Here is a 26,035-nt window from a genome sequence, read left to right as displayed (position 1 = left end):
TGGGTTGCGCATTGCACAGCCCAATCGATGTGCTGGTTTAGCGCAAGCCGCGCTGGGTTTCATCCAGCTCGCGGATGTATTTGAAGATTTTGCGTGAAGCGGCAGGCGCTTTGTTCTGCGCCAATTCGTGCTGGCCCTGACGGATCAGCTGGCGCAGGTGCTGACGGTCGGCGTCGGGGTATTCGCCGACAAATTTTTCCAGGGTGTCGTCGTCGCCGTTGAGCAAACGGTCACGCCAGCGCTCCAGGTTATGAAAGCGTTCGTTGTACTGGCGGGTGGAGGCATCCAGCTGGTCGAGCAGGGTCAGGATGGCTGGGATGTCCTGATCGCGCATCAAGCGGCCGATAAACTGCACATGGCGCTTCTTCGCGGCATTGGCGGTGTGCTTGGGCGCTTCGGCCAGCGCGCGGCGCAGCTCGTCGGTCAGCGGCAGCTTGTTCAGCAGGTCGAGTTTCAGGGTAGTCAGGCGTTGCCCCAGATCTTGTAGCGCATGAAACTCGCGCTTGACCTGGGTTTTGCTCTTCTCGCCGGAGAAGTCGTCAAGGTATTCAGACATGGTGGCGGTCCAGTGGAAAACGCCGACATGATAGCAGCAAGTTTCCAGCTGTAAGCGTCTGGCCTATGTGGCCGCGTTTGCCGCTTATCGTTCAGGAGTTCTTATGAGTGCAGTAGACATCGTCGGCCCCCAGGCTGTGCCGCATTTGCAGGCGCAGGTGGAGCAGATTATTGCCGAGGCCAGAAAGCAGGGTGCGAGTGCCTGCGAGGTGGCCGTATCGGTGGAACAGGGCTTGTCCACCACGGTGCGTCAGGGTGAAGTGGAAACGGTCGAATTCAACCGCGATCAGGGCTTTGGCATCACCTTGTATGTCGGTCAGCGCAAAGGCTCGGCCAGTACCTCGGCCAGTGGTGAGGCGGCGATTCGCGAAACCGTGGCGGCGGCCCTGGCGATTGCCAAGCATGCCTCTGAAGACGAGTGCGCCGGTCTGGCCGATGCCGCGCTGATGGCTCGCGAGCTGCCGCAGCTGGATCTGTATCACGCCTGGTCGATCACCCCAGAGCAGGCTATCGAGCAGGCCTTGAGCTGCGAGGCGGCGGCTTTTGCCGCAGATCAGCGGATCAAGAATGCCGATGGCACCACGCTGAATACCCATCAGGGCTGCCGGGTTTATGGCAACAGCCATGGCTTTGTTAGTGGCTATGCCAGCACGCGGCACAGCCTGAGCTGCGTGATGATCGCCGAAGACGGCGGGCAGATGCAGCGCGACTACTGGTACGACGTTAATCGCCAGGGCGAGTTGCTGGCCGATGCCGGCAGCATCGGCCGCCGCGCCGCCGAGCGTGCGGTCAGCCGTTTGGGCGCGCGTCCGGTGCCGACCTGCGAAGTGCCGGTGCTGTTCGCCGCCGAGTTGGCCACCGGTTTGTTTGGCAGCTTTCTGGCGGCCATTTCCGGCGGCAATCTGTACCGCAAGTCATCCTTTCTCGAAGGCTCCCTGGGTCAGCAGCTGTTTCCCGAGTGGCTGAAGATCGATGAGCGCCCGCATATTCCCCGTGCATTGGGCAGCGCCGCCTTCGATGGTGACGGTCTGGCGACTTACGCCAAGTCCTTTGTCGAGCGTGGTGAGCTGCTGTCCTATGTGCTCGGCACCTATTCCGGGCGCAAGCTGGGTATGCCTAGCACGGCCAACTCTGGCGGCGTACATAACCTGTTTGTTAGCCATGGCGATGAAGACCAGAAGGCACTGCTCAAGCGTATGGGCCGCGGCCTGTTGGTCACTGAGCTGATGGGGCAAGGGCTGAATATGGTCACCGGCGACTATTCGCGCGGCGCCGGTGGTTACTGGGTGGAGAACGGTGAGATCCAGTTCCCGGTGCAGGAAGTGACCATCGCCGGCAATATGCGCGACATGTTCAAGCAGATTGTTGCGGTGGGTAATGATCTGGAGCTGCGCAGCAATATCCGCACCGGCTCGGTGTTGATCGAGCGCATGACGGTGGCGGGTAGTTAAGCCATTTGGCACGAAAAAGGGCTGCCCGTTTGCGCGGGCAGCCCTTTTTTATTGCCTTGCCATCCATGGCGGCAACCCTGTGGGCCGTCGCTACGCGACGTTAAAAATGTCTCCCGGACATTTTTTATTTAGCGGCGGTTTTACTCGCCTTCGTCGAAGTAGTTGTTGATCAGCTCGCTCAGGGCCTGCAGCGCCTCGCTATCCTGTTCGCCTTCGGTGTGCAGGTGCACGGGCGTGCCTTTTCCGGCCGCGAGCATCATCACCGCCATAATGCTCTTGCCATCGACCAGGCTCTCCGCGCTGCGGCCAACTTTGACCTGGCAAGGGAAACGTCCTGCGACGCCGACAAACTTGGCTGCCGCGCGGGCGTGCAGGCCAAGCTTGTTGATAATGGTGATTTCGCAGGCGGGCATCGCGGCAATTCCTTAACTGAGGTCGCGGTGGCGAGTCTGAACGTTTTTCAGGATGGGTTTGAGGGTTTCCCCCAGACGGTTGGCCAGGTACACCGAGCGGTGATGACCGCCGGTACAGCCAATCGCCACGGTGACATAAGCACGGTTGCTGGCGGCAAAGCGCGGCAGCCATTTGGTCAGGTAGGCGAGGATGTCCTGGTACATGTCTTCGACATCGGCCTGGGCTGAGAGGTAGTCAACTACCGGCTGGTCGAGGCCGGAGAAGTCGCGCAAGTCCGGTTTCCAGTAGGGGTTGGGCAGGCAGCGCACATCGAAGACCAGATCAGCATCCACCGGCATGCCGCGCTTGAAACCAAAGGACTCGACCAGAAACGCGGTACCCGGCTCGGGCTGGTTAAGCAGGCGCAGTTTGAGGCTGTCGCGCAGCTGATACAGGTTGAGGTGAGTGGTGTCGATCTTCAGGTCGGCCAGGTCAATGATCGGCCCGAGCAGCAGCGCTTCATCGGCGATGGCTTCAGCCAGTGAGCGACTCTCGTTGGTCAGCGGGTGGCGCCGACGGGTTTCCGAGAAGCGTTTGAGCAGGGTTTCTTCATCGGCATCCAGGTAGATCACATCGCACTTGATGTGCCGCGCGCGGACCTCATCAAGCAGTTCGGGGAAGCGCTGGAGGTGGCTCGGCAGGTTGCGCGCATCAATCGACACCGCGACCTGCGGATGCAGCAGTTCGGTGTGCAGCAGGGCGCGCTCAGCCAGTTCAGGCAGCAGCCCTGCCGGCAGATTGTCGATGCAGTAGAAACCGTTGTCCTCAAGCACATCGAGGGCGGTGCTCTTCCCGGAGCCGGAGCGACCGCTAACGATGATCAGGCGCATGCTTAAGCTCGGTTGAGTTGGCTTTGTACGTCCACGACCACCTGATACAGGGCTTCGCTGCTTTCTGCCTGACGCAGGCTGGCGCGCACATCGCTGCGGTCAAGCATGCTGGCGATCTGCCGGAGTAGTTCCAGGTGAGCGTCGGTGGCCGCTTCGGGTACCAGCAGAACAAACAGCAGGTCCACTGGTGCGCCGTCGATGGCGTCGAAGTCCACTGCGGCGTCCAGGCGCAGCAAAGCGCTGATCGGCGCGGTACAACCGGGCAGGCGACAGTGCGGAATGGCAATGCCATTACCGAAACCGGTCGAGCCGAGTTTTTCCCGGGCAATCAGGCTTTCGAAGATGTCTTGGCCATCCAGGTCAGGCAGCTCGCGCGCCACCAGGTTGGCAATCTGTTCGAGGACACGTTTTTTGCTGCCGCCCGGCACGTTCACCAGGGACCGGCCGGGGGTCAGGATAGTTTCAAGTCGGATCATAGGAGATAGACGATGTCAGCGGGCCATAGCGCCCTGTTGACGTTCGAGCTGTTTTTCCTTGTGTTTGATGAGTTGTCGGTCGAGTTTATCAGTCAGTAAATCGATGGCTGCATACATGTCTTCATGTTCGGCATTGGCGACGACTTCGCCGCCGGCAATGTGCAGGGTCGCTTCGATTTTCTGTTTGAGCTTCTCGACCTCCATGGTGACTTGCACGTTGGTAATCTTGTCGAAGTGGCGCTCCAATCGGCCGAGTTTTTCGGCGATGTAGTCGCGTAGGGCGTCGGTCACATCCAGCTGGTGTCCACTGATGTTGACTTGCATACCGCTTTCTCCTTGTTGCCGTGTGTAAGAGGCAGGCGAGAGGCCTGCCGCCGGAACACTGTGGCGTGGAAGACTCTACAGAACGAGCCTGGCACGGTCGCTGATTGCTTGTTGGCAGTATGGCTGCTTTTGCGAAAAGGCGAGGCCGGGGGTGTTCGGTATCGAGTGGTCGTCTTCCTTCTTTGTGCCGCCTTAGATCAATCGTTTGCGCTCACTGGAAGGCGCTATTCCGAGGGATTCACGGTACTTGGCGACCGTGCGGCGAGCGACTTGAATGCCCTGTGCTTCCAGTAAACCAGCGATCTTGCTGTCACTCAACGGCTTTTTCGCATTTTCCGCTGCGACCAGTTTTTTGATGATGGCGCGGATCGCGGTGGACGAGCATTCGCCGCCCTCGGAGGTGCTGACGTGGCTGGAGAAGAAGTATTTCAGCTCGTAAATGCCGCGCGGCGTATGCATGAATTTCTGCGTGGTCACCCGCGAGATGGTCGACTCGTGCATGCCTACAGCTTCGGCAATATCGTGCAGTACCAGCGGCTTCATCGCCTCGTCGCCGTAATCGAGGAAGCCGCGTTGATGCTCGACGATCTGCGTGGCGACCTTCATCAGGGTTTCGTTGCGGCTTTGCAGGCTTTTGATAAACCAGCGCGCTTCCTGCAGTTGGTTACGCATAAAGGTGTTGTCGGCGCTGGAGTCGGCGCGCTTCACAAAGCCGGCGTATTGCGCGTTGACCCGCAAGCGCGGCATGGCTTCCTGGTTCAGCTCCACCAGCCAGCGCTCGTTGTGTTTGCGCACGATCACGTCGGGCACCACGTATTCCGGCTCGCTGGATTCAATCTGCGAGCCGGGGCGCGGGTTGAGGCTCTGGATCAGGTCGATAACCTGGCGCAGCTCGTCTTCCTTGAGCTTCATGCGGCGCATCAGCTGGCTGTAGTCGCGGCTACCGAGCAGGTCGAGGTAGTCGCTGGCCAGGCGCTGGGCCTCGCTCAGCCACGGGGTTTTCGCTGGCAGCTGGCGCAGTTGCAGAAGCAGGCACTCACCCAGGTTACGCGCAGCGATGCCGGTAGGCTCGAACTGCTGGATGCGGTGCAACACGGCTTCGACTTCGTCGAGTTCGATGTCCAGTTCAGGGTCGAAGGCTTCGAGCACTTCTTCCAGGGTTTCTTCCAGGTAGCCCTGCTGGTTGATGCAGTCGATCAGGGTGACCGCAATCAGGCGGTCCTTGTCCGACATTGGGGCCAGGTTGAGCTGCCACAGTAGGTGGCTTTGCAGGCTCTCGCCGCTGGAGGTGCGGGTGGTGAAATCCCACTCGTCGTCATCGTTGCTGCTGCTCGGCAGGCTGCTGGCGCTGGTCTGGTAGATGTCTTCCCAAGCGGTATCGACTGGCAGCTCGTTGGGAATGCGCTCGCCCCAATCGCCTTCTTCCAGGTTGTCCACGGTCTGCGTGGCTTCCTGGTAGTTGGTTTCCTGATAGGGCGCTTCGGGCTGTTCGCTGGGGCTGGCGCTTTCTGCGCCATCGGCCATAGGGTCCGAATTGTCGAAATCATCGCCATCTTCCTGGCGTTCGAGCATCGGGTTGGACTCCAAGGCCTCCTGGATCTCTTGTTGCAGATCCAGGGTAGACAGTTGGAGCAGGCGGATGGCCTGTTGCAGCTGCGGTGTCATCGTCAGCTGCTGGCCCATTCTCAGGACTAGCGATGGTTTCATTGCAGACCTTATTTACCGGCGTCTGTGCGCAATCCACTACAGGGCGTTTTCAAAAAGCGCCACTAGGAAGCAAATTATATGCCTGACTTTAAGGGTTTTGCCTAGCCTTGGCTGCAGTCAGCTTGAGAAAAGCTGTGGTTACAGCCGGAACTCATGCCCCAGGTAAACTTCTTTGACTGTCTGGTTGGCCAGAATGGTCTCGGCATCACCTTCGGCGATCAGTTGGCCATCGCTGACGATATAGGCGGTTTCGCAGATATCCAGGGTCTCGCGCACGTTGTGGTCGGTGATCAATACACCGATGCCCTTGGCTTTGAGGTGATGGATGATCTGCTTGATGTCGCCCACGGAAATCGGGTCGACACCGGCGAAGGGTTCGTCGAGCAGGATGAACTTGGGGTTGGTCGCCAGGGCGCGGGCAATTTCCACGCGGCGGCGTTCACCACCAGACAGGCTCATGCCGAGGTTGTCGCGGATATGGCTGATATGGAACTCCTGCAGCAGGCCTTCAAGTTCCTTGCGACGAGCAGCGCCGTCGAGGTCTTTGCGGGTTTCCAGGATGGCCATGATGTTGTCGGCCACGCTGAGCTTGCGGAAAATCGAGGCTTCCTGCGGCAGGTAGCCAATGCCGGCGCGAGCGCGGCCATGCATGGGCTGATGGCTGACGTCGAGATCATCAATCATCACGCGGCCCTGATCGGCCTGTACCAGGCCAACAATCATGTAGAAGCAGGTGGTCTTGCCGGCACCGTTGGGGCCGAGCAAGCCGACGATCTGCCCGCTGTCGATGCTTAGGCTGACGTCGCGCACGACCTGGCGGCCTTTGTAGCTTTTGGCCAGGTGTTGGGCTTTCAATGTGGCCATTATTACTGCGCCTGCTGGTCGGCTGGTTTGTTCTTCGGCTGGATCACCATGTCGATGCGCGGACGTGGCGCTGTGACATTGGTGCCTGTGGCGCGGCCGGCGTTGACGATCTGGCGCTGGGTGTCATAGACGATTTTCTCGCCTTCGAAGGTGTTGCCTTCCTGAATCACCTTGGCCTGATCGATCAGGACTACGCGCTCGTTGGCCATAAAGTACTGGATGGTCAGGCCATAGGCCTTGACGATCTGCTTGTCGGCTGACGGCTTTTGCTCGTAGTAGGCTGGCTTGCCAACTGAGGTGAACACCTCGACATCGCCCTGGGCATTCTGGGTGATGGTCACGGTGTCGCCGGTGACCTTCATGGTGCCCTGGGTTATGACGACGTCACCGCGATAAACGGCAACGCCTTGCTTGTCGTCCAGTTCTGCGCTGTCGGCCTGGATGCGGATCGGCTGTTCGCGGTCGGACGGCAGTGCCCAGGCGCTGACACTTCCGAGTGCGGCGCTGAGGCTGAGTAGTAGGGGGAGGGTGTTAACGAGCCTCATGCTGACCTCTTACGTTGGACAGCAGGAGCATCCTGCCGTCATTCATGTACGCTTTCATTCCTTTTGCCGTGGTCACCCCATTGGCCGCGTCGATTCTAACGGCTTGCTGGGTCTGCGCATATTCCTTCTCGGGGAATACGGTCAGGCGGCTGGTGGTGAGGATGGTCGGGCGGCCTTTGGCGTCGGTGCGCTCAACGCGCACCTTGTCGATCAGTTCGACCTCAACGCCGCCTGGCGATACTTCACCGCGCTCGCTACGGATTTTCCAGGGCAGTTCTGTGCCGCGGAACAGGTTCATGTTCGGAGCGGTCATCAGGGTGATGTCGCTGGCCTTGATATGTTCGACCTTGTCGGCTGTCAGCTCGTAGTGCAGTTTGCCGTCAGCCTGGTATTGCACGGTATAGGTGTTGGTGGCGTAAAAATCGATGGCGTTGTCTGTTCCAGCACTGCGTGATTGCTGGTTAAAGCTTTCCGGGCTGAGGTTCCAGTAGCCGAGCGCCGCCACCAGCAGTGCGACAAAGGCGAACAGGGCGATATTGAATAACTTGCGGGGCATGGTTGGCCTATAGGTAAGCGGCTTGAGCAGCTTCAAGGGTGCCTTGGGCGTGCATGATCAGTTCGCAGAACTCGCGGGCGGCGCCTTCGCCACCACGAGCACGGGTCACACCGTGGGCGTGCTGGCGGACAAAGCCGTCGGCACTGGCGACTGCCATGCCCAGGCCTACGCGGCGGATCACCGGCAGATCGGGCAGGTCGTCACCCAGATAAGCGACCTGTGCATAGTCTAGGCCCAGTTCGCCGAGCAGTTCATCGAGCACCACCAGCTTGTCTTCGCGCCCCTGGTACAGGTGCTGAATCCCCAGGTTCTGCGCGCGGCGCTCAACCACGGGGGTTTTGCGGCCGCTGATAATCGCGGTGCGCACGCCAGAGTTGATCAGCATCTTGATGCCGTGGCCGTCGAGGGTGTTGAAGGTCTTGAATTCGCTACCGTCGACGAGAAAGTACAGCTTGCCGTCGGTGAGCACGCCGTCAACGTCGAAAATCGCCAGTTTGACGGCCTGGGCGCGCTGCAGCAGGTCGGGGTTGATCAGGTCAGTGGTCATTACATTACCCCGGCGCGGAGCAGGTCGTGCATGTTCAGTGCGCCAATTGGCAGGTCGTTGTCGTCGATCACCACCAGCGAGCTGATCTTGTGGTCTTCCATGATTTTCAAAGCCTCTGCCGCAAGCATTTCCGCGCGAGCGGTCTTGCCGTGGGCGGTCATTACGTCATCGATAATGGTCTGGCGTACGTCGATGTTGCGGTCTAGGGTGCGGCGCAAATCGCCGTCGGTAAATATTCCGGCCAGGCGGCCATCGTCCTCGGTCACCACGGTCATGCCCAGGCCTTTCTGGGTCATTTCCAGCAGCGCGTCACGCAGCGAGGTGCCGCGCTTGACACGTGGCAGGCTGTCGCCGGCGTGCATGACGTTTTCCACCTTGAGCAGCAGGCGTCGACCCAGTGCGCCGCCTGGGTGGGAGAAGGCGAAGTCTTCGGCGGTAAAGCCGCGGGCTTCCAGCAGGGCAATGGCCAGGGCGTCGCCCAGTACCAGCGATACGGTAGTGGAAGAGGTTGGGGCCAGGTTCAGCGGGCAGGCTTCCTGGGACACGCGGGCATCCAGGTTGACTTCGGCGGCCTTGGCCAGCGGTGATTCCGGATTGCCGGTCATGCTGATCAGGCGGATGCCGAGGCGTTTGATCAGCGGCAGCAGGGTGACGATTTCCGCAGTAGAGCCGGAGTTGGACAGGGCCAGCACCACGTCATCGCGGGTGATCATGCCCATGTCGCCATGGCTCGCTTCGGCAGGATGGACAAAGAATGCGGTGGTGCCGGTGCTGGCCAGGGTGGCGGCAATCTTGTTGCCGACGTGGCCGGATTTGCCCATGCCGACCACCACGACGCGGCCTTTGCTGGCGAGAATCAGCTCGCAGGCACGCACGAAATCACCGTTGATGCGCGCCAGCAGATCCTGGATGGCTTCGAGTTCCAGGCGGATGGTGCGCTGCGCTGACTGGATCAGATCGGTGGACTGGCTCATGACTTCTCTGCGGCGTACAGGCTAAAAGCTGCCGATTATAACGGTAAAGGTGCGCCTGCCCAGTGTTTCCAGTTGTCAGTTGCTGTTTGGAACTGTGCGGCGCTTATCTCTGGCAACAAGTTCAATCTTGGGCGGGGAATGCCGCGATGGTATAGTTCGCGGCCATTTTCGGTACGTTCGACGACCTGTAGTGCCCTTTGTTCGGGGCAGTGCGTCAGTCAGGCAAGCGTTGAGCAAGGAGTCCAGATGAGCGCCGGGAACCCGTATGCAGTTGAGCTGAAGAACGTCAGCTTTAAACGCGGCGAGCGGGATATTTTCAAAAACATCGATATCCAGATTCCCCGTGGCAAGGTCACCGGGATCATGGGGCCGTCTGGCTGTGGCAAAACCACGCTGCTGCGCCTGATCGCAGCTGAGCTCAAACCGAGCCAGGGTGAAGTCTGGGTCAATGGCCTGAATTTGCCGACGCTGTCGCGCAGCGAGCTGTTCGAGATGCGCAAGCAGATGGGCGTACTGTTCCAGAGTGGTGCGTTGTTTACCGATCTGGATGTGTTCGAGAACGTCGCCTTTCCGCTGCGGGTGCATACCCAGCTGCCGGAAGAGATGATTCGCGACATCGTGCTGATGAAGTTGCAGGCAGTGGGCTTGCGCGGCGCTCTGGATTTGATGCCCGATGAATTGTCGGGAGGCATGAAGCGTCGCGTGGCGCTGGCCCGTGCGATTGCCCTGGACCCGCAAATACTGATGTATGACGAGCCTTTCGTCGGCCAGGACCCGATTGCCATGGGCGTTCTGGTGCGTTTGATTCGTCTGCTCAGCGATGCGTTAGCGATCACCAGTATTGTGGTGTCTCATGACCTGGCGGAAACCGCGAGCATTGCTGACTACATCTATATCGTCGGCGACACCCAGGTGCTGGGGCAGGGTACGCCGGCCGAGTTGATGGCCTCGGACAACCCGCGCGTGCGTCAGTTTATGCAGGGTATTCCCGATGGCCCGGTGCCGTTTCACTTTCCTGCGGCCAATTACCGCGACGATCTTCTGGGGGAGCGCTGATGCGCAAGACATCTGTGCTCGAGCGGGTGCGCCTGTTCGGTCGCGCCGGTATTGATGTGGTGGCTACGCTTGGGCGCTCGGGGCTGTTTCTGCTGCGCGCGCTGTTTGGCCGGGGTTCGACCGGCAACAGTTTTCAGCTGTTGGTCAAGCAGCTGTATTCGGTTGGGGTGATGTCCCTGGCCATTATCGTCGTGTCCGGCATCTTTATCGGCATGGTGCTGTCGCTGCAGGGCTTCAGCATTCTGGCCAAATACGGCTCCGAACAGGCGGTCGGGCAGATGGTCGCCCTGACCCTATTGCGCGAGTTGGGGCCGGTGGTCACCGCCTTGTTGTTTGCCGGACGCGCCGGCTCGGCGTTGACCGCAGAAATCGGCAATATGAAGTCCACCGAGCAGTTGTCGAGCCTGGCGATGATTGGCGTTGATCCGCTCAAATACATTGTCGCGCCGCGCTTGTGGGCCGGTTTTATCTCGATGCCGCTGCTGGCAATGATCTTCAGTGTGGTCGGTATTTGGGGCGGTGCGATGGTCGCCGTCGACTGGCTGGGGGTTTATGAAGGCTCGTTCTGGGCCAATATGCAAAGCAGTGTTTCGTTTCGTGAAGATGTGCTCAATGGCGTGATCAAGAGCGTGGTCTTTGCGTTTGTCGTGACCTGGATCGCCGTGTTCCAGGGCTACGACTGTGAGCCGACTTCGGAAGGGATTAGTCGTGCCACCACGAAAACCGTGGTGTACGCCTCGCTCGCCGTATTGGGGCTGGACTTTATTCTGACCGCTTTGATGTTTGGAGATTTCTGATGCAGAACCGCACGCTGGAAATTGGTGTCGGCTTGTTCCTGTTGGCCGGGTTGTTGGCCTTATTGCTGCTGGCCTTGCGCGTTAGCGGCCTGACCGTCGGCAGCAGCGACAATACCTACAAGGTGTATGCACACTTTGAGAATATCGCCGGTTTGACGGTCAGATCGAAAGTGACCATGGCCGGTGTGACCATCGGCAAGGTCACCGCGATTGATCTGGACCGCAACAGCTATATGGGGCGCGTCACCATGGTGCTGGATGATGCAGTGGATAACCTGCCGGCAGACTCCACCGCCTCGATTCTGACGGCGGGCCTGCTGGGCGAGAAATACATTGGGATTAGCGTGGGCGGCGAAGAAGAAGTGCTGCGCGATGGTGGCACCATTCACGACACGCAGTCGTCATTGGTTCTGGAAGACCTGATTGGCAAGTTCCTGCTCAATTCGGTCAACAAAGACCAGACTAATTAATAGAGGTACTGACTATGTTCAAAGCACTGCGTAACGGCCTGTTTATCTGTTTGGCCGCCATGTCCTTGCCGTTGCTGGCGGCTCCGGCGGCCCATGAAGTGGTGCAGCAGACCACCACCACGCTGCTGGCCGACCTCAAGGCCAACAAGGAGCAGTACCGCACCGACCCGGGCGCGTTCTACAACGCCCTGAACAGCATTCTCGGCCCGGTGGTGGATGTTGACGGCATTTCCCGTGGTGTGATGACCGTGCGTTACTCGCGTCAGGCCTCGCCGGAGCAGATGCAGCGCTTTCAGGAAAACTTCAAGCGCAGCCTGATGCAGTTCTATGGCAATGCCCTGCTCGAATACAACAACCAGGACATCCGCGTGTTGCCGGTCAGCGGCCAGCAGGACCCTGAGCGCACCTCGGTAAATATGGAAATCAAGGACGGCAAGGGTGTGGTCTATCCGCTGTCCTACACCATGGTTAATCAGGACGGCACCTGGAAGATGCGCAACGTGGTGATCAACGGTATCAACGTCGGCAAGCTGTTCCGTGACCAGTTCGCTCAGGCCATGCAGGACAACCGCAATGACCTGGACAAGGTCATCGACAACTGGACCGAGACCGTCGCCAAAGCCCGCCAAGGGACAAATGCATCGTGAGCCAGGCCAGCATCAGCGAGGCGTCGCCTGGGGTTTTTAACCTTACGGGCGTGCTCGACTACCTCAGCGCTCCGGCGCTGCGTGAGCAAGGCGCGCGCCTGCTCAAGGTCAGCCCGGCCGCTACTTGCGTGCTCGATTGCGGCGGCGTGGAGAAATCCAGCAGCGTCGGGCTGGCGCTGTTGCTGGCGTTTATGCGTGACGCCAGTGCGGCCGGCAAGACCCTGAGCGTGAGCAATCTACCCAAGGACATGCGCGAGATCGCTGGGGTTTGCGGTTTGCTTGAAATTATTCCGCTGCAGGCCTGAGCAGGGCTTCGGTCGGCTAGGAATAATGCGGGGTTCGCAGGCGGGGGGCTTTTTTGTATGATGCTCGGCCCGCGAGCGTCTGCTCGGCAGTCGTTAATTCATGCAGTGATCGAGGTTGAGCATGCAGGCCTTAGAAGTAAAGAGTCTCCTTGAGGCTAAATTGCCAGATACCCAGGTGGAAGTTGAAGGCGAAGGCTGCAACTTTCAGCTGAACCTGATCAGTGACGAATTGGCCGCTCTTAGCCCGGTCAAACGCCAGCAGCAGATCTACGCTCACCTCAATGCCTGGATCGCCGATGGCAGCATCCACGCCGTGAGTATGAAATTCTTCAGCCGTGCCGATTGGGCCGCGCGCTCCTAAACCGAGAGAATCATGGACAAACTGATTATTACCGGCGGTGTGCGCCTTGATGGCGAAATCCGCATTTCCGGGGCGAAGAACTCTGCCTTGCCGATTCTCGCTGCCACCCTGCTCGGTGACGCCCCCGTCACCATCTGCAACCTGCCGCACCTGCACGACATCACCACCATGATCGAGCTGTTCGGTCGCATGGGTATTGAACCAATCATTGATGAAAAGCTCAGCGTTGAAGTCGACGCGCGGGCGATCAAGACCTTGGTTGCGCCCTATGAGCTGGTGAAAACCATGCGCGCTTCGATCCTGGTGCTCGGCCCGATGGTCGCGCGCTTCGGTTATGCCGAAGTGGCCCTGCCAGGTGGTTGCGCCATCGGTTCGCGTCCGGTTGACCTCCACATTCGTGGCCTGGAAGCCATGGGCGCGATCATCGATGTCGAAGCCGGTTACATCAAGGCCAAGGCGCCGGAAGGCGGCCTGCGTGGCGCGCACTTCTTCTTTGATACCGTCAGCGTGACCGGTACTGAAAACATCATGATGGCCGCCACCCTGGCCAAAGGCCGCAGCGTGCTGGAAAACGCCGCGCGCGAGCCGGAAGTGGTCGACCTGGCCAACTGCCTGATCGCCATGGGCGCGAAAATCAGCGGCGCCGGCACCGACACCATCACCATCGATGGCGTTGAGCGCCTGCACGGCGCACGCTTTAGCGTGATGCCCGACCGTATTGAAACCGGCACCTACCTGGTGGCTGCGGCTGTTACCGGTGGCCGGGTCAAGGTCAAGGACACCGATCCGACCACCCTGGAAGCCGTGCTGTCCAAGTTGCAGGAAGCCGGTGCAGAAATCACCTGCGGCAACGACTGGATCGAGCTGAACATGCATGGCAAGCGGCCGAAAGCCGTCAACCTGCGCACCGCTCCTTACCCGGCGTTCCCCACCGATATGCAGGCGCAGTTTATCGCCCTCAATGCGATTGCCGAGGGCACCGGCACGGTGATCGAAACCGTGTTTGAAAACCGCTTTATGCATGTGCATGAAATGATCCGCATGGGCGCGCAGATCCAGGTTGAAGGCAACACCGCCATCGTCACGGGCGTCGAAACGCTCAAGGGCGCACCGGTTATGGCCACCGACCTGCGTGCGTCGGCCAGCTTGGTGATCTCAGCACTGGTTGCCGAAGGTGACACCCTGATCGACCGCATCTACCACATCGACCGTGGTTACGAGTGCATCGAAGAGAAGCTGCAGTTGCTGGGGGCGAAGATTCGCCGCGTGCCGGGCTAAGACCATGCTGACCATTGCCCTTTCCAAAGGCCGGATTCTCGATGACACCCTGCCGCTGCTCGCTGCGGCAGGGATCGAGCCGACCGAGAACCCGGACAAAAGCCGCAAGCTGATCATCCCCACCACCCTGGACGATGTGCGTCTGCTGATCGTGCGTGCCACCGACGTGCCGACCTATGTTGAACACGGCGCCGCCGATCTCGGCGTAGCCGGCAAGGACGTGCTGATGGAATACGGCGGCCAGGGTTTGTATGAGCCGCTGGATCTGCGCATTGCCCAGTGCAAGCTGATGACCGCCGGTGCTGTCGGCGCGCCCGAGCCGAAAGGTCGGCTGCGGGTTGCCACCAAGTTCGTCAACGTAGCCAAGCGCTACTACGCCGAGCAGGGTCGCCAGGTCGACATCATCAAGTTGTATGGCTCCATGGAGCTGGCACCGCTGGTAGGGCTAGCCGACAAGATCATTGACGTGGTCGACACCGGCAACACCCTGCGCGCAAACGGTCTGGAAGCCCAGGAACTGATCGCGATGATCAGCTCGCGGCTGATCGTTAATAAAGCGTCGATGAAGATGCAGCACGCACGCATCCAGGCGTTGATCGACACCCTGCGCGATGCGGTCGAAGCGCGACACCCCCGCTGAGTCTGATGGCCGCCCCAGTGCGGCCTAGCCTATCCGCGTTATAGCCAAAATTCTCAGGTGCCCGCGCGGAGTGGTTGTTACTCTACGGGCGCCCGAGCATTTGCCAATTTAAGAGGCCCGCTATGACCGCTCCTATCGCTATCCGCCGACTCAATGCCGCTGACCAGGACTTTGCCCAGCATCTGGATCATCTGCTGAGCTGGGAAAGTGTCTCGGATGATGCGGTCAACCATCGCGTGCTGGACATCATCAAGGCCGTGCGTGAGCGCGGTGATGCTGCCCTGGTCGAGTTCACCAAGCAGTTTGATGGTCTGGATGTCGCCTGCATGGCGGATCTGATCCTGCCGCGCGAGCGCCTGGAGCTGGCCCTGACCCGCATCACCCCGGAGCAGCGCAGCGCTTTGGAAAAAGCTGCCGAGCGCGTGCGCAGCTACCACGAGCGGCAGAAGCAGGACTCCTGGACCTACACCGAAGCCGACGGCACGGTGCTGGGGCAGAAGGTCACCCCGCTGGATCGCGCCGGCCTGTATGTGCCGGGCGGCAAGGCCTCCTATCCGTCTTCGGTGCTGATGAACGCCATCCCGGCCAAGGTTGCCGGCGTGCCAGAAGTGGTAATGGTGGTGCCGACCCCGCGTGGCGAGATCAACGAGCTGGTGCTGGCTGCCGCCTGTATCGCTGGCGTTGATCGGGTATTCACCATCGGCGGTGCCCAGGCCGTGGCTGCGCTGGCCTATGGCACCGAGAGCGTGCCGCCGGTGGACAAGATCGTCGGCCCCGGCAATATCTATGTCGCCACTGCCAAGCGCCATGTATTCGGCAAGGTCGGCATCGACATGATCGCCGGTCCGTCGGAGATTCTGGTGGTGTGTGACGGCCAGACCGATCCGGACTGGATCGCCATGGACCTGTTCTCCCAGGCCGAGCATGACGAAGACGCTCAGTCGATTCTAGTTAGCCCGGATGCTGCCTTCCTTGATCGTGTTGCCGAGAGCATCGCCAAGCTGCTGCCGACCCTGGAGCGCGAGACGATTGCTCGCACCTCCCTTGAAGGGCGCGGTGCGCTGATTCTGGTGGCCGATATGGCCCAGGCCATTGAAGTGGCCAACCGCATTGCTCCGGAGCATTTGGAGCTGTCGGTGGAAAACCCGGAAGAGTATCTGCCGCTGATCCGTCACGCTGGCGCGATATTTATGGGCCGCTACACCGCCGAAGCCCTAGGTGATTACTGCGCCGGCCCCAACCACGTGCTGCCGACCTCCGGCACCGCGCGCTATTCCTCGCCGCTGGGGGTGTATGACTTCCAGAAGCGCTCGTCGATCATCCATTGCTCGGCCGAGGGGGCGTCGGAGCTGGGCAAGGTGGCTAGCGTCCTGGCCCGTGGCGAGTCGCTGACCGCCCACGCCCGCAGCGCCGAGTACCGTATCAAGGGTTAAACGTAGGATGGGTCGGGCCGCGCAGGTTGAGCGCAGCGATACCCATCAAAAACGCAACGAATTCGAGGAGAGAAGGGCAGATGATCAAATTCTGGAGCCCCTTCGTTAAAGACCTGGTGCCTTATGTGCCGGGTGAGCAACCGAAACTGGCCAAGCTGGTCAAGCTCAACACCAATGAAAACCCCTACGGCCCGTCGCCCAAGGCCATCGCCGCCATGCAGGCCGAGGTCAATGACAACCTGCGCCTGTACCCGGACCCGAACAGCGACCGCCTGAAACAGGCGGTGGCTGACTATTACGGCGTGCAGACTGCCCAGGTATTTGTCGGTAACGGTTCCGACGAGGTGCTGGCGCACGCCTTCCACGGCCTGTTCCAGCACGGCCAACCGCTGCTGTTTCCGGATATCAGCTACAGCTTCTACCCGGTGTACTGCGGCCTGTATGGCATCGACTTTGTGCAGGTGCCGCTGGATGAGCAGTTCCAGATTCGCGTGGACGATTACGTGCGGCCCAACGGCGGCATTATCTTCCCCAACCCCAATGCGCCGACTGGCTGCGGACTGGCGCTGGAGGCGATAGAGAGTTTGCTCAAGGCCAACCCGGATACCGTGGTGCTGGTGGATGAAGCCTATATCGACTTCGGCGGTGAAACGGCGATCAGTCTGGTGGATAAATACCCGAATCTGCTGGTCAGCCAGACCCTGTCCAAGTCGCGCTCGCTGGCCGGATTGCGGGTCGGCATTGCGGTGGGGCATCCGGACCTGATCGAAGCGCTGGAGCGGATCAAGAACAGCTTCAACTCCTACCCGTTGGACCGTATGGCGATTGCTGGCGCGGCGGCGGCATTTGAGGACAGGGCGTACTTCGAGCAGACCTGCCAGCGGGTGATCGAAAGCCGTGAGGTTGTGGTGGCTGGGTTGCAGCAGCTGGGCTTTGAGGTGCTGCCATCGGCAGCGAACTTTGTGTTTGCCCGTCACCCAGGCAAGGATGCCGCGACCCTGGCAGCCGGCCTGCGTGAGCAGGGGGTGATCGTGCGTCACTTCAAGCAACAGCGCATTGCCCAGTTCCTGCGCATCACCATTGGCACGCCGGAGCAGAACCAGGCGCTGCTGGATGCGCTGCAAGACCTGTAGCTTGTAGCCCGGATTGCATCCGGGCTACGCAAAAGCCAGCGCCGCGTAAGCCGCGCTGGTTTTTTATTGCTTGCGTGTTACTCGTGGTGCGCTTCGCCGAGGAAGGTCAGCGAGGTAAACAGGCCGCGGGTCTCGATATCCTTGTCGCCTTTGACCGGTAGGCTGATGGACGCGCTGATGATATTCAGCCCTTCGTTGCGTACCAGCACCTGGGCGCGGCCTTCGGCATCGGTGGTAGCGCTGACCTGGTGTGGCGCACCACGGTAGTCACCGACCAACTCGACCCCGGCAGCTGGCTTGCCATCCACCAGTACACGTACCGCCAGCGGCTTGCCGGGGCCGACTTTGAGCGGGTCGACTTCGGGCAGGATGACCATCTTCAGCTGATCCAGCTTCGGCAGCTTGGCGCCTTCCTGGTAAATCGCCAGGCTGTACTTGTAGGTATGCAGCGATTCGGCCGAATTTGGCACCTGGCTGCGACCCTGGTTGATCCATTTGCCATCCGGGGTCTTCGACCAGGCGCCGTTGTCCAGCTCCACGCCCAGCACCGCTGGGGTTTTCAGGGGTTGCAGGCGGGCGTGGTCATCCAGGCGCTGGACGGTGACAGGGATCATCTTTCCGGCGCTGTCATATGCCCAGGCGCCGCTGATTTTCTCGGCCTTGAAGGCGTTGTCTTCCGCACCGTGGCCGTAGATGGTTTCGATATGGCCGCGGCGTTGTTCGGTCCACAGGCCGTGGGCCTGGACTTGCCCGGCGAGCAGGGCGGCGAGCAAAGCAGTGAGCAGGGCGGGTTTGGCAGTACGCATACTGGGGTTCCTTGGAGTGGCTGGGGTCAGAGATTGAGGGTCAGGCTGAGGCTGAGGTTGCGCGGCTCGCCGGGCATGACCCAGACGCTGTTGAAGGCGCGCTCGTAGTACTCGCGGTCGAACAGGTTGTTGAGGTTCAGGCCGATGCTCAGGTCATCGCTGGCCTGGTAGCGCGCCAGCAGGTCGACGGTGCTGTAGGCCGGTAATTCGAAGTTGCTGCCAGCCTGTCCCGAGCGCTCACCTACATAGTTGAACGCGGCGCCGATATCCGAGCCGCGCAGGCGGCCGTCCTGAAACTGGTAGACGGTCAGCAGACTGCCGCTGTGGCGGGCGACGCCGAGCAGCTTGCTGCCCACCGGCAGGCTGTTGTCCTCGGTCACTTCGGCATCGATATAGGCATAGGCGCCGATGATGCGCACGGCATCGCTGAGCTGGCCGCTGAACTGCATATCCAGGCCCTGGCTGCGCGCTTTGCCGGCCGCGATGCTGTCGCCGGGGTTGGCCGGGTCGGCGGTCAGCACGTTTTCCTTGTCGATATGAAACAGCGCGATGGTCGCGCCCAGGCGGCTGTCGAGCAGGTCGAGCTTGAGCCCGGTTTCATAGCCCAGGCCCTTCTCCGGCTTGAACACCGTGCCCTGGCTGCTGATGCTGTTGGGCTTGAACGAAGTGGAGGCGTTGGCGAACACCCCGATTTGCGGCGTCAGTTGATAGAGCAGCCCTGTGCGCGCGGTGGCGACATCCTTGTTCTGCTCATTGCTGACCCGGGTGCTGCGGTTCAGCGCGGTTTGCTCGAAGCGCTCGAAGCGCGCGCCAATCAACCCGCTCAGATGTTCGCTGAAGCTAATCTGGTCTTGCAGGTTGAGGGCAAAGCTCTCGGTATGCTCGAAGAAGTCGTTGGGATTGACGATGGCCGGCTTGGCCTGGCCGTACTGCGGTTGGTAGATGTTCTGGCCATAGCCCAGGGTAGTCGCGCTTTGTGGGTACTTCTGGCTGTTACGGTAGTTCTCGTACTCCAGGCCGGCGAGGGTCTGGTGCTGCCAGCTGCCGAGGTTGAAGCTGCCGTGCAGCTCGGCCTGGGTAATGCTGTCGTTCCATTCGAAGCTGCGCTGGCGATAGAAGCGCGTCAGCGTGTCGCCGACCAGGCGCGACGGCTCGGAACTGTTGCCTTGCAGGCGGCCCTGGGCGTAGTGGTTGGCCAGGCGCAGCTTCCAGCTGTCATTGAGGTAATGCTCAAGGCTGACCTGCAGCATCTGGTTGTCGTTGCGGATGCTGCCGTCGTTCGGCTCGCCCATAAAGCTGGAGTCTTTCACCGCACCCATGCGGTTGTTCACCGCCGGGATACCACGGTCGAATACCGACTCGGTGCGGGTGAATTCGCTCTCGATCAGTAGCAGGGTGTTGGGGTTCAGCTGCCAGCTCAGTGACGGGCTGACGATCTGCCGTTCGCTGCCGACATGGTCGCGAAAGCTCTGATTGTCCTCGACCGCCAGGTTGATTCGTGACAGCAGGGTGGCGTCGTCATTCAGCGGGGTGTTGACGTCCAGGCTGCTGCGGTAGCGATCCCAGTTGCCGGCGCTGGCCTTGAGCTGGCTGAAGGCCTCGGCCTGGGGTTTCTTGCTGACGATATTGATCATGCCGCCTGGGTCGCCCCGGCCATACAGGCTGGCAGCCGGGCCTTTGAGCACCTCGATGCGCTCGATGCCGGAAGCGTCCGGCGAGCTGTAGCTGCCACGGTTGATGGCGAAGCCGTTCTTATACAGCTCGCCGGTGGTGAAGCCGCGCACGCTGTAATTGAGGAAGGTCAGGCCGCCGAAGTTGTTCTGCCTGGACACGCCGCCAGCAAAGTCCAGGGCGCGGTCGATGCGCGTGGTGCCCAGGTCATCGAGCACCTGCGCGGGCACAACGTTGATGCTCTGGGCGATTTTCTCAATCGGCGTATCGGTGCGGGTGGCGCTGGCCGAGCGGGTGGCGCGATAGCCTTTTACGGGACCGTCCGCCTGTTCCTGGCGCGCGGTTACAGTGGTGGCAGAGAGCTCAACGGGGTTTTCTGCTGCAGCGGCAAAGGCGCTGGGAACCAGCAGGCTGGCAAGTAAGGCGTGGGCGGCGCGCAAGGGAGAGCATCCTTCAATTGATATTTAATGTAATAACATAACATTAAATCTGAGAAGAGTTATCGCTTGCGTTGCGCAATTTGCAAAAGGAGGGGAGTCAGCTGCCGTTTACGGGCGGCCGTACGCCGATTTCTGCGCTCAGTTGCAGCGGTTTGCCGTTGCGCAGGATATCGATGCTGATCTTCTGTCCCGGCTTGGCGCGCGCCACCTGGTTCATTGAGCGCCGGCCATCGCCGGCAGCTTCACCGTCAATGCTGAGGATCAGGTCACCTGGTTGCAGGCCGGCTTTCTGCGCCGGGCCGTCGCGGTAGATACCGGCCACCACGATGCCGGGGCGCCCGTCCATGCCGAAGGATTCCGCCAGCTCCGGGGTCAGCGGTTGCACCTCGATGCCCAGCCAGCCGCGAATCACCTGGCCGTGCTCGATAATCGCCTGCATCACATCCATCGCCAGTTTCACCGGGATGGCAAAGCCGATGCCTTGCGAGCCGCCGGATTTGGAGAAGATCGCGGTATTGATGCCGACCAGATTGCCGTAAGCATCCACCAGCGCGCCGCCGGAGTTGCCGGGGTTGATCGCGGCGTCGGTCTGGATAAAGTCCTCGTAGGTGTTGAGGCCCAGCTGGTTGCGCCCGGTGGCGCTGATAATGCCCATGGTTACGGTCTGGCCGACGCCGAACGGGTTGCCGATGGCCAGGGTCACGTCACCAATACGGATGTTGTCCGAGCGGCCGAGGATGATAAAGGGCAGGTCCTTCAGGTCTATCTTCAGCACCGCGAGGTCAGTTTCCGGGTCGCTGCCAATGATCCGCGCCAGGGTTTCGCGGCCATCTTTCAGGGCCACGACGATCTGATCGGCGCCAGCGACCACGTGGTTATTGGTCAGCAGGTAGCCTTCAGGGCTCATGATCACTGCCGAACCCAGGCTCGACTCCATGCGCCGCTGTTTGGGCAGGTTATCGCCGAAGAACTTGCGAAACTGTGGGTCTTCGAACAGCGGATGCGCAGCTTTGTTGACGAATTTGGTGGTGTACAGGTTGGCCACGGCAGGCGATGCGGTGGTTACCGCCTCGGCATAGGACACCGGACCTTCCTGCATGCGGCTATAGAACGGCGCCTGGCGCACGTGCACGTCCTGCCCCGGCAAGCCGACCCATTGCGGGAAATACTGCATGATCAGCAGTGCTGACAGCACGCCGACCAGCAGGGGCCAGCCGAGGAAACGCAGGGCCTTGAACATCGATCCAATCCTGAGGGTTGCCGGGGGCGGGTGCGCCCCTTAAGGTGCGCCATTATAGAGAAGCCGCTGCGAATAAAGCAGCGCCTCGCAACTGTTGATAAGGAAACCCTATGGCCATTGCCCTGGCGACCCTGGTGGAAGAAGCCGACCGCTACCTGAATGCCGCGCGCATCAGCGATTACTGCCCCAATGGCCTGCAGGTCGAAGGCCGGCCGCAGGTGCGGCGGATCGTCAGCGGGGTCACCGCCAGCCAGGCGTTGGTCGATGCCGCCATAGAGGCCGAGGCTGATGTATTGCTGGTGCACCATGGTTACTTCTGGAAGGGCGAAAACCCCTGCATCACCGGGATGAAGCGCCGCCGCCTGCAGACCCTGCTGGCCAACGACATCAGCCTGCTGGCTTATCACCTACCGCTCGATGTGCACCCCGAAGTGGGCAACAACGTGCAGTTGGCGGCGCAGCTTGGTATTACGGTGGAAGGCCCGCTGGAGCCAGAAAACCCGCGCACCGTCGGCCTGATCGGCTCGCTGGCCGAGGCCATGAGCCCGCGCGATTTCGCCCGCCATGTGCATCAGGTGCTGGGCCGTGAGCCGCTGCTGGTCGAAGGCGAGGCGATGATTCGCCGAGTCGGTTGGTGCACTGGCGGCGGTCAGGGTTATATCGATCAGGCGATTGCCGCCGGGGTTGATCTGTACCTGACCGGTGAAGCCTCCGAGCAGACCTTCCACAGCGCCCGGGAAAACGGCATCAGCTTTATCGCCGCCGGCCACCACGCTACCGAGCGATATGGCGTGCAGGCTTTAGGTGATTATCTGGCACGGCGCTTTGCCATTGAGCATCTGTTTATCGATTGCCCCAACCCTATCTGAGGCGCAATTGCGGCCTTTCCTGCAGGTATAAAGCTAGATCGTTTCGATCTAACCTGGCTCCTGATTAGAAGAGGGTGCTGTGCTAGAGTGCGCCCTCGTCCACGGCCCGCCGGCCCAAACACATCGCATTTCGTGAGTAGCCATGCTCGATAAACTGACCCACCTGAAACAGCTGGAGGCGGAAAGTATCCACATCATTCGTGAAGTGGCCGCCGAATTCGACAACCCGGTAATGCTCTATTCCATCGGTAAAGACTCCGCCGTGATGCTGCACCTGGCACGCAAGGCGTTCTTTCCGGGCAAGCTGCCGTTCCCGGTGATGCACGTCGATACGCGCTGGAAGTTTCAGGAGATGTACAGCTTCCGCGAGAAGATGGTCAAAGAGTACGGCCTGGACCTGATCACCCACATCAACCCCGATGGTGTGGCGCAGGACATGAACCCCTTCACTTACGGCAGTGCCAAGCACACCGACGTGATGAAGACCGAGGGCCTCAAGCAGGCGCTGGACAAGTACGGTTTTGATGCCGCCTTCGGTGGCGCGCGCCGCGACGAAGAGAAGTCCCGCGCCAAGGAGCGTGTGTACTCCTTCCGCGACAGCAAGCACCGCTGGGACCCGAAGAACCAGCGTCCCGAGCTGTGGAATGTGTACAACGGCAAGGTCAAGAAGGGCGAGTCGATCCGTGTGTTCCCGCTGTCCAACTGGACCGAGCTGGACATCTGGCAGTACATCTATCTGGAACAGATCCCGCTCGTGCCGCTGTATTTCGCCGCCGAGCGTGAAGTGATCGAGAAGAACGGCACGCTGATCATGATCGACGACGACCGCATCCTCGAACACCTCTCCGACGAAGAGAAAGCCCGTATCACCAAGAAGATGGTGCGTTTCCGCACCCTCGGCTGCTACCCGCTGACCGGTGCGGTGGAGTCCACGGCTACCAGCCTGACCGACATCATTCAGGAAATGCTGCTGACTCGAACGTCCGAGCGTCAGGGCCGCGTTATCGACCACGATGCTGCAGGTTCGATGGAAGAGAAAAAACGTCAGGGGTATTTTTAAGATGTCGCACCAATCCGATCTGATCAGCGAAGACATCCTCGCTTACCTGGCCCAGCACGAGCGTAAAGAGCTGTTGCGCTTCCTCACCTGCGGCAACGTCGACGACGGCAAGAGCACCCTGATTGGCCGCCTGCTGCACGACTCCAAGATGATCTACGAAGACCATCTGGAAGCCATCACCCGTGACTCGAAGAAAGTCGGCACCACCGGTGAAGACATCGACCTGGCGCTGCTGGTCGACGGCCTGCAGGCCGAGCGCGAGCAAGGCATCACCATCGATGTGGCGTACCGCTATTTCAGCACCGCCAAGCGTAAATTCATCATCGCCGACACCCCCGGCCATGAGCAGTACACCCGCAACATGGCCACCGGCGCCTCCACCTGCGACCTGGCGATCATCCTGATCGACGCGCGCTACGGTGTGCAGACCCAGACCAAGCGCCACAGCTTTATCGCCAGCCTGCTGGGCATCAAACACATCGTTGTGGCCATCAACAAGATGGACCTCAAGGGCTTCGATCAGGGCGTATTCGAGCAGATCAAAGCCGATTACCTGAAGTTCGCCGAAGGTATCGCGCTCAAGCCAAGCTCGCTGCACTTCGTGCCGATGTCGGCGCTGAAAGGCGACAACGTGGTCAACAAGAGCGAGCAGTCGCCTTGGTACACCGGCCAGTCGTTGATGGAAATCCTCGAAACCGTGGAAGTGGCGGGTGATCGCAACTTCACCGACCTGCGTTTCCCGGTGCAGTACGTCAACCGCCCCAATCTGAACTTCCGTGGTTTCGCCGGTACCCTGGCCAGCGGCATTGTGCGCAAGGGTGACGAAGTCATTGCCCTGCCGTCGGGCAAGGGCAGCAAGGTCAAATCCATCGTCACCTTCGAAGGTGAGCTGGAACAGGCCGGTCCAGGACAGGCGATTACCATCACCCTGGAAGACGAAATCGACGTCTCGCGCGGCGACATGCTGGTACATGCCGACAACCGTCCGCAGGTGGTCGATAGCTTCGACGCCATGCTGGTGTGGATGGCTGAGGAGCCGATGCTGCCGGGCAAGAAGTACGACATCAAACGCGCCACCAGCTACGTACCGGGCTCGATTGCCAGCATCAACCACCGCGTCGATGTGAACACTCTGGAAGAGGGCGCGGCGAGCAGCCTGCAGCTCAATGAAATCGGCCAGGTGCGCATCGCCCTGGATGCCCCGATTGCCCTGGATGGCTATGCGCACAACCGCACCACCGGCTCGTTTATCGTGATTGATCGTCTGACCAACGGCACCGTTGGCGCCGGCATGATCATCGCCGAGCCAGTTGGCGCGCAGGGCTCGGGCGGCCATCACGGCAAGCTGGCTCATGTATCCACCGAAGAGCGTGCTGCACGCTTTGGCCAACAGCCAGCCACCGTGCTGTTCAGCGGCCTGTCCGGTGCTGGTAAGAGCACTCTGGCTTATGCCGTGGAGCGCAAGCTGTTCGACTCCGGTCGCGCGGTGTATGTGCTGGACGGGCAGAACCTGCGCCATGACCTGAACAAGGGTCTGCCGCAGGATCGCGCCGGGCGTACCGAGAACTGGCGCCGTGCCGCTCACGTTGCGCGTCAGTTCAACGAAGCCGGGCTGCTGACTTTGGCAGCCTTCGTCGCCCCGGATGCCGAAGGCCGCGAACAGGCCAAGGCGCTGATCGGTGCCGAGCGTCTGATCACCGTGTATGTACAGGCTTCACCGCAAGTCTGCGCCGAGCGTGATCCGCAAGGCTTGTACGCGGCGGGTGGCGACAATATCCCGGGCGAGTCCTTCCCTTACGACATCCCGCTGAATGCCGATCTGGTGATCGATACGCAGTCGGTGTCGGTGGAAGAGGGCGTCAAGCAGGTGTTGGCTCTGCTGCGTGAGCGCGGCGCGATCTAAATCTGCTGCACATTAAAAAGCCCCGTCTAGTGCGGGGCTTTTTATTGCCTATCCGGTCGCCGAAACGACCGAGTCAGCGGCGTTTATTTGTTCTTCAAACCGTAGCTTTCATCGAGCATGCCCGGCACGTCGGCGCTTTTCGGTGCGTAGTCCTTGGGCATTTCGTGATGTATCGGTGCCTTGATGCGCTCGCGTTTTTCACTGCTGTCATCGGCGTGCAGGGTGGCGAGCAGGCGCTGGCGGGTCAGTTCGTCGAGTGCCAGGCGGTTGGCCCCGTCAGACAGGTGCTGTTGCACGTCCAGTTGAGTTTGGCTGAGCTTTTTCACCAGATTGGCAGTGGTGTTGAAATGAGTCACCACTTCGCTTTGGTAGGTATCGAAGCGTTCTTGAATTTCATCCAGCTGGCGCTGGGTGCGGCTAGGGGCTGCATTGGGCGCCAGGCGGGCAATCAGGAAGCCAATGGCAATGCCTGCTACCAGGGTAATGGCGGGTAGCAACCAGGCGGTAAGCGTCTGTTCCACGAGTCCTTCCTCTCTAAACGGCTTTGCTTTACGTTAACGGCTCGAACCTGTGCTGTATACCGCAATGCAATGCCGAGATGTGTGCGGCGGTATGGCTGTGTAGCAGCGCAGGCTGTCAGCTAG

29 protein-coding genes are annotated in these 26,035 nt (G+C 60.5%); 14 read left to right on the top strand and 15 right to left on the bottom strand.

The window, feature by feature from the left end:
• Positions 1 to 37 precede the first annotated feature (37 nt).
• The gene (gene yjgA / locus Q8O69_RS11140) at positions 38 to 556 is read right to left on the bottom strand and encodes a ribosome biogenesis factor YjgA (RefSeq protein WP_304868319.1); all 519 of its coding nucleotides are present in this window, start codon (positions 554 to 556) and stop codon (positions 38 to 40) included.
• A gap of 103 nt (positions 557 to 659) precedes the next feature.
• On the opposite strand from yjgA, the gene pmbA reads away from it, so the two are divergent.
• Positions 660 to 2,006: a metalloprotease PmbA gene (gene pmbA / locus Q8O69_RS11135; protein ID WP_305592111.1), complete on the top strand. Its 1,347-nt coding sequence runs from the start codon at positions 660 to 662 to the stop codon at positions 2,004 to 2,006.
• 140 nt (positions 2,007 to 2,146) lie between these two features.
• Here pmbA and Q8O69_RS11130 read toward each other — a convergent pair whose 3' ends face one another.
• From Q8O69_RS11130 to Q8O69_RS11085, 10 genes are all read right to left on the bottom strand, one after another.
• Positions 2,147 to 2,419 carry an HPr family phosphocarrier protein gene (locus Q8O69_RS11130; protein ID WP_305592109.1) on the bottom strand — a complete coding sequence of 91 codons (273 nt, stop codon included), beginning with the start codon at positions 2,417 to 2,419 and terminating at the stop codon, positions 2,147 to 2,149.
• Between the two features lie 12 nt (positions 2,420 to 2,431).
• Positions 2,432 to 3,289 carry an RNase adapter RapZ gene (gene rapZ / locus Q8O69_RS11125; protein ID WP_305592107.1) on the bottom strand — a complete coding sequence of 286 codons (858 nt, stop codon included), beginning with the start codon at positions 3,287 to 3,289 and terminating at the stop codon, positions 2,432 to 2,434.
• A gap of 2 nt (positions 3,290 to 3,291) precedes the next feature.
• On the bottom strand, positions 3,292 to 3,765 hold the full coding sequence (ptsN, locus tag Q8O69_RS11120; RefSeq protein ID WP_108488228.1) for a PTS IIA-like nitrogen regulatory protein PtsN: 474 nt from the start codon (positions 3,763 to 3,765) through the stop codon (positions 3,292 to 3,294).
• Between the two features lie 15 nt (positions 3,766 to 3,780).
• Positions 3,781 to 4,089, bottom strand: a complete 309-nt coding sequence (hpf, locus tag Q8O69_RS11115) for a ribosome hibernation-promoting factor, HPF/YfiA family (protein ID WP_090255510.1) — start codon at positions 4,087 to 4,089, stop codon at positions 3,781 to 3,783.
• Between the two features lie 192 nt (positions 4,090 to 4,281).
• Positions 4,282 to 5,796, bottom strand: coding sequence for an RNA polymerase factor sigma-54 (locus tag Q8O69_RS11110; RefSeq protein WP_305592104.1), 1,515 nt, complete (start codon positions 5,794 to 5,796; stop codon positions 4,282 to 4,284).
• Between the two features lie 138 nt (positions 5,797 to 5,934).
• Positions 5,935 to 6,660, bottom strand: coding sequence for an LPS export ABC transporter ATP-binding protein (gene lptB, locus Q8O69_RS11105; RefSeq protein ID WP_136665423.1), 726 nt, complete (start codon positions 6,658 to 6,660; stop codon positions 5,935 to 5,937).
• 2 nt (positions 6,661 to 6,662) lie between these two features.
• Positions 6,663 to 7,205 (bottom strand): lipopolysaccharide transport periplasmic protein LptA, encoded by a 543-nt coding sequence (gene lptA, locus Q8O69_RS11100; RefSeq protein WP_275961876.1) that lies wholly within the window; start codon positions 7,203 to 7,205, stop codon positions 6,663 to 6,665.
• Positions 7,192 to 7,761 (bottom strand): LPS export ABC transporter periplasmic protein LptC, encoded by a 570-nt coding sequence (gene lptC / locus Q8O69_RS11095; RefSeq protein ID WP_305592101.1) that lies wholly within the window; start codon positions 7,759 to 7,761, stop codon positions 7,192 to 7,194. Before lptC ends, lptA begins: the two co-directional genes overlap by 14 nt.
• A 7-nt stretch (positions 7,762 to 7,768) precedes the next feature.
• Positions 7,769 to 8,308: an HAD family hydrolase gene (locus tag Q8O69_RS11090; RefSeq protein ID WP_305592099.1), complete on the bottom strand. Its 540-nt coding sequence runs from the start codon at positions 8,306 to 8,308 to the stop codon at positions 7,769 to 7,771.
• Positions 8,308 to 9,282: a KpsF/GutQ family sugar-phosphate isomerase gene (locus Q8O69_RS11085; protein ID WP_275961873.1), complete on the bottom strand. Its 975-nt coding sequence runs from the start codon at positions 9,280 to 9,282 to the stop codon at positions 8,308 to 8,310. The genes Q8O69_RS11090 and Q8O69_RS11085 overlap by 1 nt, the downstream gene beginning before the upstream one ends.
• A gap of 246 nt (positions 9,283 to 9,528) precedes the next feature.
• Here Q8O69_RS11085 and Q8O69_RS11080 point away from each other — a divergent pair, with 246 nt between their 5' ends.
• The 10 genes from Q8O69_RS11080 (at position 9,529) to hisC (ending at position 17,402) form a co-directional block, all read left to right on the top strand.
• A complete protein-coding gene (locus Q8O69_RS11080) occupies positions 9,529 to 10,338 on the top strand; it encodes an ATP-binding cassette domain-containing protein (protein WP_275961872.1) in 810 nt (269 codons plus the stop codon).
• The gene (mlaE, locus tag Q8O69_RS11075) at positions 10,338 to 11,135 is read left to right on the top strand and encodes a lipid asymmetry maintenance ABC transporter permease subunit MlaE (RefSeq protein WP_275961871.1); all 798 of its coding nucleotides are present in this window, start codon (positions 10,338 to 10,340) and stop codon (positions 11,133 to 11,135) included. The genes Q8O69_RS11080 and mlaE overlap by 1 nt, the downstream gene beginning before the upstream one ends.
• On the top strand, positions 11,135 to 11,605 hold the full coding sequence (gene mlaD / locus Q8O69_RS11070) for an outer membrane lipid asymmetry maintenance protein MlaD (RefSeq protein ID WP_305592096.1): 471 nt from the start codon (positions 11,135 to 11,137) through the stop codon (positions 11,603 to 11,605). Before mlaE ends, mlaD begins: the two co-directional genes overlap by 1 nt.
• Before the next feature lie 14 nt (positions 11,606 to 11,619).
• Complete coding sequence (locus Q8O69_RS11065) at positions 11,620 to 12,252, top strand: phospholipid-binding protein MlaC (RefSeq protein ID WP_275961870.1); 633 nt, start codon at positions 11,620 to 11,622, stop codon at positions 12,250 to 12,252.
• Complete coding sequence (locus Q8O69_RS11060) at positions 12,249 to 12,557, top strand: lipid asymmetry maintenance protein MlaB (protein WP_305592094.1); 309 nt, start codon at positions 12,249 to 12,251, stop codon at positions 12,555 to 12,557. Before Q8O69_RS11065 ends, Q8O69_RS11060 begins: the two co-directional genes overlap by 4 nt.
• Before the next feature lie 121 nt (positions 12,558 to 12,678).
• Positions 12,679 to 12,918: a BolA family protein gene (locus tag Q8O69_RS11055; protein WP_090255487.1), complete on the top strand. Its 240-nt coding sequence runs from the start codon at positions 12,679 to 12,681 to the stop codon at positions 12,916 to 12,918.
• Positions 12,919 to 12,930: 12 nt separating this feature from the next.
• Complete coding sequence (gene murA / locus Q8O69_RS11050) at positions 12,931 to 14,196, top strand: UDP-N-acetylglucosamine 1-carboxyvinyltransferase (protein ID WP_275961868.1); 1,266 nt, start codon at positions 12,931 to 12,933, stop codon at positions 14,194 to 14,196.
• 4 nt (positions 14,197 to 14,200) lie between these two features.
• The gene (gene hisG / locus Q8O69_RS11045) at positions 14,201 to 14,836 is read left to right on the top strand and encodes an ATP phosphoribosyltransferase (protein ID WP_090255484.1); all 636 of its coding nucleotides are present in this window, start codon (positions 14,201 to 14,203) and stop codon (positions 14,834 to 14,836) included.
• A 122-nt stretch (positions 14,837 to 14,958) separates the two neighbouring features.
• The gene (hisD, locus tag Q8O69_RS11040) at positions 14,959 to 16,269 is read left to right on the top strand and encodes a histidinol dehydrogenase (protein ID WP_305592090.1); all 1,311 of its coding nucleotides are present in this window, start codon (positions 14,959 to 14,961) and stop codon (positions 16,267 to 16,269) included.
• A gap of 80 nt (positions 16,270 to 16,349) precedes the next feature.
• Positions 16,350 to 17,402: a histidinol-phosphate transaminase gene (gene hisC, locus Q8O69_RS11035; protein ID WP_305592088.1), complete on the top strand. Its 1,053-nt coding sequence runs from the start codon at positions 16,350 to 16,352 to the stop codon at positions 17,400 to 17,402.
• 77 nt (positions 17,403 to 17,479) lie between these two features.
• Here the strand turns inward: hisC and Q8O69_RS11030 are convergent, their stop codons facing one another.
• From Q8O69_RS11030 to algW, 3 genes are all read right to left on the bottom strand, one after another.
• Complete coding sequence (locus tag Q8O69_RS11030) at positions 17,480 to 18,208, bottom strand: DUF4198 domain-containing protein (protein WP_305592086.1); 729 nt, start codon at positions 18,206 to 18,208, stop codon at positions 17,480 to 17,482.
• Positions 18,209 to 18,234: 26 nt separating this feature from the next.
• A complete protein-coding gene (locus Q8O69_RS11025) occupies positions 18,235 to 20,319 on the bottom strand; it encodes a TonB-dependent siderophore receptor (RefSeq protein WP_371136108.1) in 2,085 nt (694 codons plus the stop codon).
• 97 nt (positions 20,320 to 20,416) lie between these two features.
• The gene (algW, locus tag Q8O69_RS11020) at positions 20,417 to 21,559 is read right to left on the bottom strand and encodes a Do family serine endopeptidase AlgW (protein WP_275961864.1); all 1,143 of its coding nucleotides are present in this window, start codon (positions 21,557 to 21,559) and stop codon (positions 20,417 to 20,419) included.
• 110 nt (positions 21,560 to 21,669) lie between these two features.
• On the opposite strand from algW, the gene Q8O69_RS11015 reads away from it, so the two are divergent.
• The 3 genes from Q8O69_RS11015 (at position 21,670) to cysN (ending at position 25,391) form a co-directional block, all read left to right on the top strand.
• On the top strand, positions 21,670 to 22,428 hold the full coding sequence (locus Q8O69_RS11015) for a Nif3-like dinuclear metal center hexameric protein (RefSeq protein WP_305592084.1): 759 nt from the start codon (positions 21,670 to 21,672) through the stop codon (positions 22,426 to 22,428).
• A gap of 142 nt (positions 22,429 to 22,570) precedes the next feature.
• Positions 22,571 to 23,488, top strand: coding sequence for a sulfate adenylyltransferase subunit CysD (gene cysD, locus Q8O69_RS11010; protein WP_305592082.1), 918 nt, complete (start codon positions 22,571 to 22,573; stop codon positions 23,486 to 23,488).
• 1 nt (position 23,489) lies between these two features.
• Positions 23,490 to 25,391, top strand: a complete 1,902-nt coding sequence (gene cysN / locus Q8O69_RS11005) for a sulfate adenylyltransferase subunit CysN (protein WP_305592080.1) — start codon at positions 23,490 to 23,492, stop codon at positions 25,389 to 25,391.
• 83 nt (positions 25,392 to 25,474) lie between these two features.
• Here cysN and Q8O69_RS11000 read toward each other — a convergent pair whose 3' ends face one another.
• Positions 25,475 to 25,912: a YhcB family protein gene (locus Q8O69_RS11000; RefSeq protein ID WP_305592078.1), complete on the bottom strand. Its 438-nt coding sequence runs from the start codon at positions 25,910 to 25,912 to the stop codon at positions 25,475 to 25,477.
• Between the last annotated feature and the right edge of the window lie 123 nt (positions 25,913 to 26,035).

This window comes from Pseudomonas sp., from assembly GCF_030690725.1.
Taxonomy (GTDB): Bacteria; Pseudomonadota; Gammaproteobacteria; order Pseudomonadales; family Pseudomonadaceae; genus Aquipseudomonas.
Note: the sequence above shows the minus strand (reverse complement) of the source record. Positions and strands in the feature narration are given on the sequence as shown.

Coding starts and splice junctions, on each gene's coding strand:
- yjgA (WP_304868319.1), bottom strand. CDS start 556: ATGTCTGAATACCTTGACGACTTCTCCGGCGAGAAGAGCAAAACCCAG.
- pmbA (WP_305592111.1), top strand. CDS start 660: ATGAGTGCAGTAGACATCGTCGGCCCCCAGGCTGTGCCGCATTTGCAG.
- Q8O69_RS11130 (WP_305592109.1), bottom strand. CDS start 2,419: ATGCCCGCCTGCGAAATCACCATTATCAACAAGCTTGGCCTGCACGCC.
- rapZ (WP_305592107.1), bottom strand. CDS start 3,289: ATGCGCCTGATCATCGTTAGCGGTCGCTCCGGCTCCGGGAAGAGCACC.
- ptsN (WP_108488228.1), bottom strand. CDS start 3,765: ATGATCCGACTTGAAACTATCCTGACCCCCGGCCGGTCCCTGGTGAAC.
- hpf (WP_090255510.1), bottom strand. CDS start 4,089: ATGCAAGTCAACATCAGTGGACACCAGCTGGATGTGACCGACGCCCTA.
- Q8O69_RS11110 (WP_305592104.1), bottom strand. CDS start 5,796: ATGAAACCATCGCTAGTCCTGAGAATGGGCCAGCAGCTGACGATGACA.
- lptB (WP_136665423.1), bottom strand. CDS start 6,660: ATGGCCACATTGAAAGCCCAACACCTGGCCAAAAGCTACAAAGGCCGC.
- lptA (WP_275961876.1), bottom strand. CDS start 7,205: ATGAGGCTCGTTAACACCCTCCCCCTACTACTCAGCCTCAGCGCCGCA.
- lptC (WP_305592101.1), bottom strand. CDS start 7,761: ATGCCCCGCAAGTTATTCAATATCGCCCTGTTCGCCTTTGTCGCACTG.
- Q8O69_RS11090 (WP_305592099.1), bottom strand. CDS start 8,308: ATGACCACTGACCTGATCAACCCCGACCTGCTGCAGCGCGCCCAGGCC.
- Q8O69_RS11085 (WP_275961873.1), bottom strand. CDS start 9,282: ATGAGCCAGTCCACCGATCTGATCCAGTCAGCGCAGCGCACCATCCGC.
- Q8O69_RS11080 (WP_275961872.1), top strand. CDS start 9,529: ATGAGCGCCGGGAACCCGTATGCAGTTGAGCTGAAGAACGTCAGCTTT.
- mlaE (WP_275961871.1), top strand. CDS start 10,338: ATGCGCAAGACATCTGTGCTCGAGCGGGTGCGCCTGTTCGGTCGCGCC.
- mlaD (WP_305592096.1), top strand. CDS start 11,135: ATGCAGAACCGCACGCTGGAAATTGGTGTCGGCTTGTTCCTGTTGGCC.
- Q8O69_RS11065 (WP_275961870.1), top strand. CDS start 11,620: ATGTTCAAAGCACTGCGTAACGGCCTGTTTATCTGTTTGGCCGCCATG.
- Q8O69_RS11055 (WP_090255487.1), top strand. CDS start 12,679: ATGCAGGCCTTAGAAGTAAAGAGTCTCCTTGAGGCTAAATTGCCAGAT.
- murA (WP_275961868.1), top strand. CDS start 12,931: ATGGACAAACTGATTATTACCGGCGGTGTGCGCCTTGATGGCGAAATC.
- hisG (WP_090255484.1), top strand. CDS start 14,201: ATGCTGACCATTGCCCTTTCCAAAGGCCGGATTCTCGATGACACCCTG.
- hisD (WP_305592090.1), top strand. CDS start 14,959: ATGACCGCTCCTATCGCTATCCGCCGACTCAATGCCGCTGACCAGGAC.
- hisC (WP_305592088.1), top strand. CDS start 16,350: ATGATCAAATTCTGGAGCCCCTTCGTTAAAGACCTGGTGCCTTATGTG.
- Q8O69_RS11030 (WP_305592086.1), bottom strand. CDS start 18,208: ATGCGTACTGCCAAACCCGCCCTGCTCACTGCTTTGCTCGCCGCCCTG.
- algW (WP_275961864.1), bottom strand. CDS start 21,559: ATGTTCAAGGCCCTGCGTTTCCTCGGCTGGCCCCTGCTGGTCGGCGTG.
- Q8O69_RS11015 (WP_305592084.1), top strand. CDS start 21,670: ATGGCCATTGCCCTGGCGACCCTGGTGGAAGAAGCCGACCGCTACCTG.
- cysD (WP_305592082.1), top strand. CDS start 22,571: ATGCTCGATAAACTGACCCACCTGAAACAGCTGGAGGCGGAAAGTATC.
- cysN (WP_305592080.1), top strand. CDS start 23,490: ATGTCGCACCAATCCGATCTGATCAGCGAAGACATCCTCGCTTACCTG.